Below are 8,807 nucleotides of genomic sequence, written 5' to 3'. Positions count from 1 at the left end.
GGAGACGGAGCGCGAGCTGCTTCTGCTCACGACTGAGATGACCATGCTTGCCCTGCAACCGATGCCTCCTGAGATCAACGTCTGCTTCATCTCACAGCACCCATTGCGTTGACCGGTTGAATCCGCCCACGGATAGAGTGCGTCGAGGTATCGGAAAAGTGACGATCCGCCCCGATATCGGCTCAGGGCGGGCTCGACGCGGCGGTGCCGACCGTCGCCACACCCACGGCCCCGAAGCGGTCTCCGTCGCAGTAGCGCAGGCGAACATCGCGCTGCTCCCACGGGGAATAGGGCAGGTGCCCGGTGGCGGCTCCCCCCGCGTCCAGCCCGAAGCGCTGATAGACCCCGGGCCCCAGCTCGACGCAGACCTGCAGGCCCGCGATCCCGTTCAACGCGACGGGCACTCGGGTGTCAGGCGCGCCCGGCGTCACCGGCGACGAGGTCATTCCGGGCACTCCCAGCTCGAAGGACACGGGGCTGCCCTGCCCGGCGACGCCGTCGATCATCTGGGTGAGCTGCGCCCGATGGGATCCTGCGCCGAGCCCCAGCGTCGCGAGATCGACCGACCAGCCGCCGTCCTCGGCGACCGGCACCGCGAAGACGAGCCCCGAGACGACGACGGACACCGACGATGCGGGCTGCGAGGTGCCCACCAGGCGGGGCGCGAACGCGCCCCCGCGCTGATCGGAGGTCAGCACGGTGAGCTCCGCCGCGCTGGGCCCGCCCTCTCCCCCGCCGGAGTCTCCACCGCCGTCCGCGTCGGAGTTCCCGCCGCCGTCCTGGCCCTCGTCCGGGGTGCCGTCCGCTCCGCCGTCGGAGGGCGGAGCGTCGTCCGAGGGCTCCTCGTCCTGCTCCTGAGAGACCGCGGAGGTCGGCTCACGAGCCTCGTCCTGCGAGCGGGAGGACTCGAGTCTCGTCGCGGTGGCGACGGGCTCGTCCCTGCCCGGCCCGGGCTCTCCGCCCGGCATGTTGAACAGCGAGGTTCCGACGGCCCCGACGATGAGCACCGCGCTTCCCAGCAGCACGGCGCCGAGGCCGCTCTTCAGGCCGCCGAGCACCTCGGCCCCGCGCGAGACGAAGCCGTGAGCGGGGGCGCCCGCCCGCTGCAGCAGGGCGAGCGAACCAACGTCCGGGGCCGCCGCGGTCGTGTGAGACGTGCCGCCGGCCTGCCACGCACCCGCGCCGAGCAGCGCGGCGGCGACCACCCCGCTGCTGAGCGCGGCGTCGAATCGCCCGCGCGCCTCACGGAGCGTGCGCACGAACTCCCCGCACTCCGCGCACAGGGCGAGGTGCGACTCGACCTCAGCGCGTCGATCCTCGACGAGAGTCCCCCGCACGTACCGCGGCAGGAGTTCGACGGTGGCCGGATGCGCCACTCCGTTGTCCGGCGGCAGCAGCTGGCGCATCCACGCCAGCCGGAGCCCCTCCTTCGCGCGGCGCACCAGCACTGAAACCGCGTTCGGCGACAGGCCAAGGTGATCGGCGACTCGGCCGCGCGGCACGTCCTCGACCTCGAGCAGCCAGAGCACCGTGCGCCATCGCTCGGGCAGTGCGGCGAGCGCCGCGGCCATGAGCCGGCGCTCGTCCGAGGCCTCGAAGTAGGCTTCGCCTCCGGGAACGGTGTCCGATTCGGCCTCGATCCCCATGACGGCCCGCTGCCGATCCCGGTACCACCTCGCCGCGATGTTCCGCACCGCGGTCAGCACGTACGCGCGGAAGTGCCCCTTCGGGCCGCCCCCGCGCTGCAGCTGATCCCAAATCGCGGCGAAGGCCTCCGAGACCACATCCTCGGCGTCCGAGAACGCGAGCGGCCTGGCCGTGGTCAGAGCTGCGCCCCGGTGCCGGGCCCACAGCTCGGCGTACGCCTCGCGATCCCCGTTCCGAGCGCGCGACAGCAACTCATCCTCTGCAACCCCATTGTTCGCCGCTCCCGGCGGCGATTGCCCCTCTTGCACCCCATTCCCTTCCCGCCATGTCGGCCGCGTCCCTTTGAGTGGTGGAAATTCACTTCACCAGCGCGAGAGTCAGTGCAGCTAGTTTATGCGGCTTCGAGCCCGGCGAGTACCACCCCCTCAACGCCGGGGTTGATGAGTTTCATCGAGTTCTCGCTGAAGTAGCGCCGCGCGGACGCATCCCACTCATCATGCTGCTCGATCAGCACATGCCCGGTGAGACGCAACAACGCTTCGGAGTTCGGAAACGTGCCGACGACGTTCGTACGCCGCTTGATTTCCTTGTTGAGCCGCTCGAGCGGGTTCGTGGACCAGATCTGCTGCCAATGCGCTGATGGGAACTCGGTAAACGCGAGAAGATCATCCTTCGCCCCTTCAAGAAGTTCCGCGGCTGCGGGGTGACTGCGGGTCAGCATGGAGACGACTTCATCAAACTGGGCGTGCACGAGTTCCCGCTTTCCGCGGGGCACGAAGATCGTGCGAATGATCGCAGCGACCATCTGGCTGGCGACTTTCGGGACGCGGGCGAGAACATTGCGCATGAAATGCACCCGACAACGTTGCCAGGCAGCGCCCTGGAACGACACCTCGATCGCCCGAATGAGGCCAGCATGCGCGTCACTGATCACGAGCCTGCACCCCGCCCAAGCCGCGGGCTTTGAGGTTGCGGAAGAACTCAGTCCAGAACGGTGCAGACTCGGTGTCTCCGACTTGGAAACCGAGAACTTGTCGGCGGCCGTCAGCGGCGACCCCGATCGCGATCGCTTGAGAAACAACTCTGCGGCCGACTCTTGCTTTGCAGTACGTCGCATCAACGAACACGTACGGGTAGGTGGTGTCATCGAGCCTTCGTTCACGAAACTCCGTCACGTCCTCGTCAAGGTCCGCGCAGATGCGTGATACCTCAGAGGGTCTGCCCGATGAACGGTGGATCTGGCCGAGCGCATGGTTAGTTGATTCGGCCTTCGAAAGCGATCGCGAACGCGTTCAGTGCGGGCTTCCATCTCGTCGCCCAGCGTGCCCGACCACGCCCGGTCGGGTCAAGCGAGCGGGTCACGAGATAGAGACACTTCAGCGCGGCGGCGTCGTTGGGGAAGTGCCCGCGCGCCCGGACGGCGCGCCGGTGGTTGCGTCCAATAGCGTGGTGTACGGATCGGCCGGTGGCCGCGTCGCTGTGAACATGGCGACGGTCACCGTGTGATCCTTCGAGAGAACTCTTCACATCCATCTCGAAAGGACCAACGACGATGACCGTCGCACCCCACGATATCGACCCTGCCCGCTTCCTCGTTGAAAGATCGGAACTAAACCCAGGCCAATTCACCGTGCCACTCCGACTGGATAGTGACTTGCATTTCCGTCCTCCATTGTTCATCAGGAGGTGGCATAAACAGAGGCCCGGAACTGCAGAAACGTGCAGTTCCGGGCCTCTTGTCAACCCTTGCGGGCCTGGGGCTAGGTCAACGATCTAGAAGTCCCAGTACTTGCCACAATCCATGCGAGGCGCGAAATCCTGCGGAATCTGCAACCCCGGAGACACCTCGTGCCCCCTACGTGCCCCTGCGATTCGACCCCGAATCTGCCCGCATAAGCGGGCCAGCGGCACATTACAAATTGTACTCGTCCAGGCCCTCAAACTGCAGGTGCTTTCATGCCGCAATCAAGCTTCACTCCTTGTCTGTAAGAAGCAAGGAGACGCTCGACCAACTCACGCGATGCCCACACGATCTCGGATGCTGCACAGAGACCTCCGGGTGGTCTCGACGCGCTTCGGGGCGGTGAAGTGTTGAGTAAGTGTCGACCAATCAAATCTTCCGAACCGTTGCCATACGCACCCGGCTTCTGGTCACATTCTGGATCCGCGACTACACTGAAAGCAGGCGACCGTTCTCCTCTCGCCCCTGTAGTGGGTCCGGCTGGTCGGTTCTTCCGCGAAGTCCCTTTTCAAACTCTCGTCGCCGTGAGTGAGAAGGACTTGCCATGCTTCGCTTGGGCTTCATCGTCGCGCTCTGGCTTCACACCTTGCTGCACAGGTACGCACCATCGAACCGGCTGATCCGCCGGCTGCAGCGCCAGCACCCCCGCAACGCCGAGTGGCGTATCTCGCTCTATGCGGTCCCCTTCTTCGGCGCTGCTTGCCTCCTCTGGGTACTCATCGATGCGGGTGCCCCGACATGGTTGTACGCCGTCGCAGGCATTCTGATCTGGGATGCCGGCAAGTTCCTCACGTATGGGCCGGCGACTTTCCTTCGACGGCGCCTCACCCGCGCGCGCGATGCTCTGCGCACCCGTTCCACAGTGCAGCGCTGACTCAGCCCTGAGAGCACTCTCACAGCGGCCCTACTCGGGCTCCGGGGAGCAGTGCCGCACCTACCGGCCAGAATCCCAATCTGGTTGGAGGGCGACATGGCCGGGAGCTTCTCATTCGCGAGTATCGACGATGAGCGCACCGCTCGCGCAGCCCTCACCTACGTCGCACCACCCGAGGACGCGGTAACTGATCACGTTCTTCGTGTCACGGGCAGCGGACTCAGCGCAATCGAGATGGCGCTACGGAACGACCCCATCCCCGGAGTGGGGCGCTCGGCGGCACTTCTGTGGCGCCGTCGTTTCGACGTGGCGGATCTCGACCGGATCGCGGACGGGTTCGAACAGGGCCGCGCGCTCGGACTCCACGTGCTCGTTCCAGATGATCTGGACTGGCCGGAATCGCTCGGCAAGCTCGGTGCCCGGGAACCCTACGCACTCTGGGTGAAGGGAGACACAAGCTTGCTCGGCGCGCCCGTGCTGAGCCGGGCCGCCCTCATCGGGGCGTATGCTCCAACGGACTATGGGACGGAGTGGGCGCTTCGCACCGCCGCAGAGCTGACGCAGGACGGGTACGTCGTCACCGCGACATCGGGAACGGGGATCGCGGCCGAGGCCACACGCGGCGCGCTCCTGGAGGGCGGACATCCGGTCGTGGTCGTACCCCGCCCGCTTTCCTTCGCCGGCCCCGATAGTGCTGCGGTCGCGCGTCAAGGCCTGCTGGTGAGCGAACTTCCGCCCCACTCGCCACACTCCCGCGAGGCCGGCCGCGCGAGCCACCGTCTCCTCGCCGCGATGTCCGGCGTCGTCACGGTAGTCGAAGCCCATGAACGGTCGACCCCGGTGCGGACTGCGGAGATGGCGCGCACGCTCGGCCGTGAGGTTGCGGCCGTACCGTCCGATGTGACCAGGCTCCGCCGGGGCACGAACGCTCTGATCGCCGAGGGCATCGCCACCCTCATCACCGAGGCCGAGGACGTCGAGCATCTGCTCGAGAAGCACCTTGCCACCCGGCTCCTGCTCGATGTCGACCGGCAGGCACCAGCGCGTGCGTTCGATCACAGCTCAGGCCTCGCACGCTGAGGCCTCTGAACTCTCTTCCCTCACTAGGAGGCCTGCATGATGGTCAGCGATTTTGAACTCGAGAACATCACGGACGAGCGCATGGCGCGCCTCGCCTTGAGCTATGCGGTGCCGGTCCAGAATGAACTCACCCAGTACTTCCTGAGCCACGGAGGTGCGGTTCGGGCGCTCCGCATCGCCGCTGATGAAGAAGCGGCACCCGGAGTCAACCCCAAACGGGTGGGCATGTGGCTGCAGTACTTCGAGAACTACGATCCAGCCACAGTGGCGCGCGGGTTCGACCTTGCCCAAGAGCATGATCTGCAGATGCTCATCCCCGGCTACCAGGACTGGCCAACGGGGATACCTACGTTCGGCGATCTGGCGCCGTATGCGCTATGGGTGAAAGGCGCGCGCCCGGAGCTGCTGACGCGGGAGATCACGGAACGTGCCACGATCACCGGTGCTCGGGCGGCATCGGGCCGCGGGATGTATGACGCCGATCAGCTCGCCGTCGGCCTCGCGCTCCGGGACGTGACCGTCGTTGCGACGTCGGCTCCCGGCATAGCGCGAGCCGCGCTCACCGGGGCGGTCGGGGGGCCGAGCGGCGCGATTGCCGTGATGCCGCACGGCCTCGATGATCCGAACGCGCATACACCGAACGGGTTCTTCGACTCCGTCGCCGAGAACGGGATGCTCCTCAGCGAAACCCCACCCGGTTGGCCCGAGGCGCGCGACACCATGCTGGGCCAGCGCAGACTGATCGCGAGCCTGTCAGCCGTGACCACCGTCGTCGAGTCCGGTACGCGAGGAGAGCCTGTGACTGCGGCGCTCATCGCGAAATCGTTGAACCGGGTGATTGGCGCGGTGGAAGGCCCCGAGGACGCGGCCGGCAGCCTCGGCCCCAATATGCTCCTCGACCAGCACGAGGCGACGCCCATCACCGATAGCGTCAGCATCGTGCATGCGCTCAGCACCTATGCCCGGAAGCACTCACTCCCCGACCCGGTGAGCGACAGGCCGAATGGCTCCCTCCAGACGGCGCGAACTGCGCTGCCCGAGCACCTCCAACGCACCTCGCTCTCCGCTGACGTCGAACAGCGCCCGACCCGCTCGCCCTGAGCTGAAACCTCACCGACATGAACGGCAGTGACCACGCCCACCGGGCCGGAGGTGAACGGTGAAGCCCGTCGACGGTCAGCTGGCATTCGATTTCGACGAGTTCGCCCGCGAAGACGCCCGCAGGGATCTCCCCTCACGTGAGGGAGCCCCGCTGCACTTCACCACCGACTACTACGCACCCGGTGAGCTAGACGAGGCGTTCGAACTCTGGTGCTTTCTGAACGGCAACTTCGGCTCGATCCCGCGCAGCCACATGTGGCATCGACCATCCTGGGCCACGGGCGAAACCGAGTACGGGGATCACTCCATCGTCACCTTCACCGCAGACTTATCACCTCCGCGGGGCGCGGCCGGACCCGGCGACGTGGTCTACCGTGCCTCGTGCGAGTCGTGCGAATGGCATGCGGTGGACGACTCCGAGAACGGGGTCGTGGAAGCTTGGCATGACCATGCCGTACCTGGCTGGCGAGAGCTCCCCGTCATTCCGGCGCAGGTCCGGGTGCGCGACGAGAAAGGCCTGACCAAGCTCGCGAAAGCCTGGATCTCGGAGCACTATCCGCAGCACATGCAGGTAGCCGGCGCGCCCATCATCACCGAGCGAACACCCCACGCGACACGGCACGTAGCGGGGTACTCGCCTTGGCGCGGGTACGACCTCTCCTGGACCGCACTCGACCACCCCTCATCGACATCCGACCGTCCTGTGAGCGCAGCACGCCGCGATCTTGCCAGCGCTATGGGTGCAGAGTCGCGCCAGGCGCCCCAACTCGGCGCCGTCGACGGCCCGCGGCGCTGACGCTCCCCGAGACAGGTGGGGTGGATCGCCTCTCGCTAGAGCTTTTCCGGGATCGGGTCTGCACCTGTCGGGTGATTCTTCAACTTGGGAGGGCCGCCGCATGGCCGAACGATACGCACTCGACCACATCGACGATGAACGCACCGCGCGTATCGCGCTGAGCTATGCGGTGCCCACCGGCCATGAACTCACCGGTCGATTCCTACGAGAATACGGCGGACTCCAAGCGATACAGTTCGCGCTCGGGGCCGAAGCGCGCGGCGCCGATCCGACCACGCTGCGAGTCTGGCGAAGCCATCTCGACCGCTACGATCCTCAACTCGTGGCCCGTGGCTTCGAGCTCGCCGAACGGCATCGCTTAGAGGCCCTCGTTCCCGGCGATCCGAATTGGCCGACAGGCATGGACGACCTGCGCGAGCGCGCACCCGCGGTGCTGTGGACGCGCGGCGCCCGGCCGGAGCTGCTGAACCGCCCACTGTGGGAGCGAGTAGCGTTAGTCGGGGCACGAGCGGCAACCTTCCGTGGCCACTGGGATGCGCAGCAACTGTCCGTAGGGCTCGGCCTGCGCGACATCACGATCGTCGCCGCGTCCTCCCTCGGTGTCTCACGCATGGCCCTAGCCGGCACGCTCGGGAACGACAGCGGTGCGGTCGCGGTGTTCGGCAGCGGCCTGGACGATCCGTACCCACGAACCCCGAACGGGTTCTTCAACTCGATCGCCCAGGGCGGGATTCTGCTGAGCGAGACGCCGCCAGGCATCGAGCCGTCGCGCAACTCCCTGCAAGGAATCAGCAGAATGGTCACCGCGCTCTCGGCGGTGACCACGCTGGTCGAGTCGGGGCCGCGAGGCCAAGCCATGGACGCCGTCACCCACGCTTTGCAGATGCGGCGTCGCGTCGGTGCGCTCCGAGGACCGGAGGACGAGATCGGCAGTATCGGCCCGAACACGCTCCTCGACCAGGGTGCTGCCGATCCCGTGACGGATCGAGACGACATCCTCACCGTACTCGACAGTTTCCGCAGCAAAAGCGCGTCCATTCGTGACCTGAACGAGCGCCCGCAGCAGGCGCGCTCCGCGACCCCCGAAGAACTCCAGCACCCTCACGACGCTCGCCCGCCCGAGCGCGGTATCTCGCGTTCCCTTTAACTGGGTTGTTCAGAACAGCGTTGGGCCGTCGTAGCGTGGTGCGGATGTCCGGTGCGCTCGCTGTGCGCCGCGTGCGCTCATTGTGGTCTGCGCCTCGCGCGGGTTGAGGCGATCAGCCAGGACGCTTTTTACGTCGCTCCACAGGTCTGGCCGGTCAAGGTGTCGGTCTCGTTCGCAGCTTTGACGAAGCTCGGCCAGGAATCTGGCCCAGCGCTCGGGGGTTGAGAGCTGTTCCTCGTAGAAGCCGTGGATGACGTAGTGGGCGATGAAGTCGAAGTATCCATCGGTCGAGAGCCCCGTTACTTTGTTCGTGGCTCCTGATCCGTGAGGATGAGGGGCGAGGCAGCCAGCCGGGTCCGGCATGATTGTTGCCCCCTGTCGCAGTTCATGATCTGGGGGGTGTTGTCACCGGGCTCCGGTC

6 protein-coding genes and 2 pseudogenes are annotated in these 8,807 nt (G+C 66.5%); 5 read left to right on the top strand and 3 right to left on the bottom strand.

Annotated features, from left to right (window positions below):
• Nucleotides 1-182: 182 nt before the first annotated feature.
• The 3 genes and pseudogenes from J4H91_RS15140 to J4H91_RS15125 all read right to left on the bottom strand — a co-directional run.
• A complete protein-coding gene (locus J4H91_RS15140) occupies nucleotides 183-1,898 on the bottom strand; it encodes a sigma-70 family RNA polymerase sigma factor (RefSeq protein ID WP_208047081.1) in 1,716 nt (571 codons plus the stop codon).
• Nucleotides 1,899-2,038: 140 nt separating this feature from the next.
• Nucleotides 2,039-2,861 (bottom strand): annotated as a pseudogene (locus J4H91_RS15135) (IS256 family transposase); the annotation flags it as partial.
• Between the two features lie 40 nt (nucleotides 2,862-2,901).
• Nucleotides 2,902-3,078 (bottom strand): annotated as a pseudogene (locus J4H91_RS15125) (transposase); the annotation flags it as partial.
• 854 nt (nucleotides 3,079-3,932) lie between these two features.
• On the opposite strand from J4H91_RS15125, the gene J4H91_RS15120 reads away from it, so the two are divergent.
• The 5 genes from J4H91_RS15120 to J4H91_RS15100 all read left to right on the top strand — a co-directional run bounded on the left by J4H91_RS15120 (nucleotide 3,933) and on the right by J4H91_RS15100 (nucleotide 8,386).
• Nucleotides 3,933-4,262: a hypothetical protein gene (locus J4H91_RS15120; RefSeq protein WP_208047079.1), complete on the top strand. Its 330-nt coding sequence runs from the start codon at nucleotides 3,933-3,935 to the stop codon at nucleotides 4,260-4,262.
• Nucleotides 4,263-4,358: 96 nt separating this feature from the next.
• On the top strand, nucleotides 4,359-5,342 hold the full coding sequence (locus J4H91_RS15115; protein WP_208047078.1) for a DNA-processing protein DprA: 984 nt from the start codon (nucleotides 4,359-4,361) through the stop codon (nucleotides 5,340-5,342).
• A gap of 36 nt (nucleotides 5,343-5,378) precedes the next feature.
• Entirely contained in the window at nucleotides 5,379-6,443 is a 1,065-nt protein-coding gene (locus J4H91_RS15110; protein WP_208047077.1) for a DNA-processing protein DprA, read from the top strand.
• 58 nt (nucleotides 6,444-6,501) lie between these two features.
• The gene (locus J4H91_RS15105) at nucleotides 6,502-7,239 is read left to right on the top strand and encodes a DUF6349 family protein (protein ID WP_208047076.1); all 738 of its coding nucleotides are present in this window, start codon (nucleotides 6,502-6,504) and stop codon (nucleotides 7,237-7,239) included.
• Between the two features lie 100 nt (nucleotides 7,240-7,339).
• Nucleotides 7,340-8,386, top strand: coding sequence for a DNA-processing protein DprA (locus J4H91_RS15100; protein WP_208047075.1), 1,047 nt, complete (start codon nucleotides 7,340-7,342; stop codon nucleotides 8,384-8,386).
• Nucleotides 8,387-8,807: the final 421 nt, after the last annotated feature.

It is taken from the genome of Leucobacter ruminantium, from assembly GCF_017565705.1.
GTDB classification, from domain to species: Bacteria; Actinomycetota; Actinomycetes; order Actinomycetales; family Microbacteriaceae; genus Leucobacter; species Leucobacter ruminantium.
Note: the sequence above shows the minus strand (reverse complement) of the source record. Positions and strands in the feature narration are given on the sequence as shown.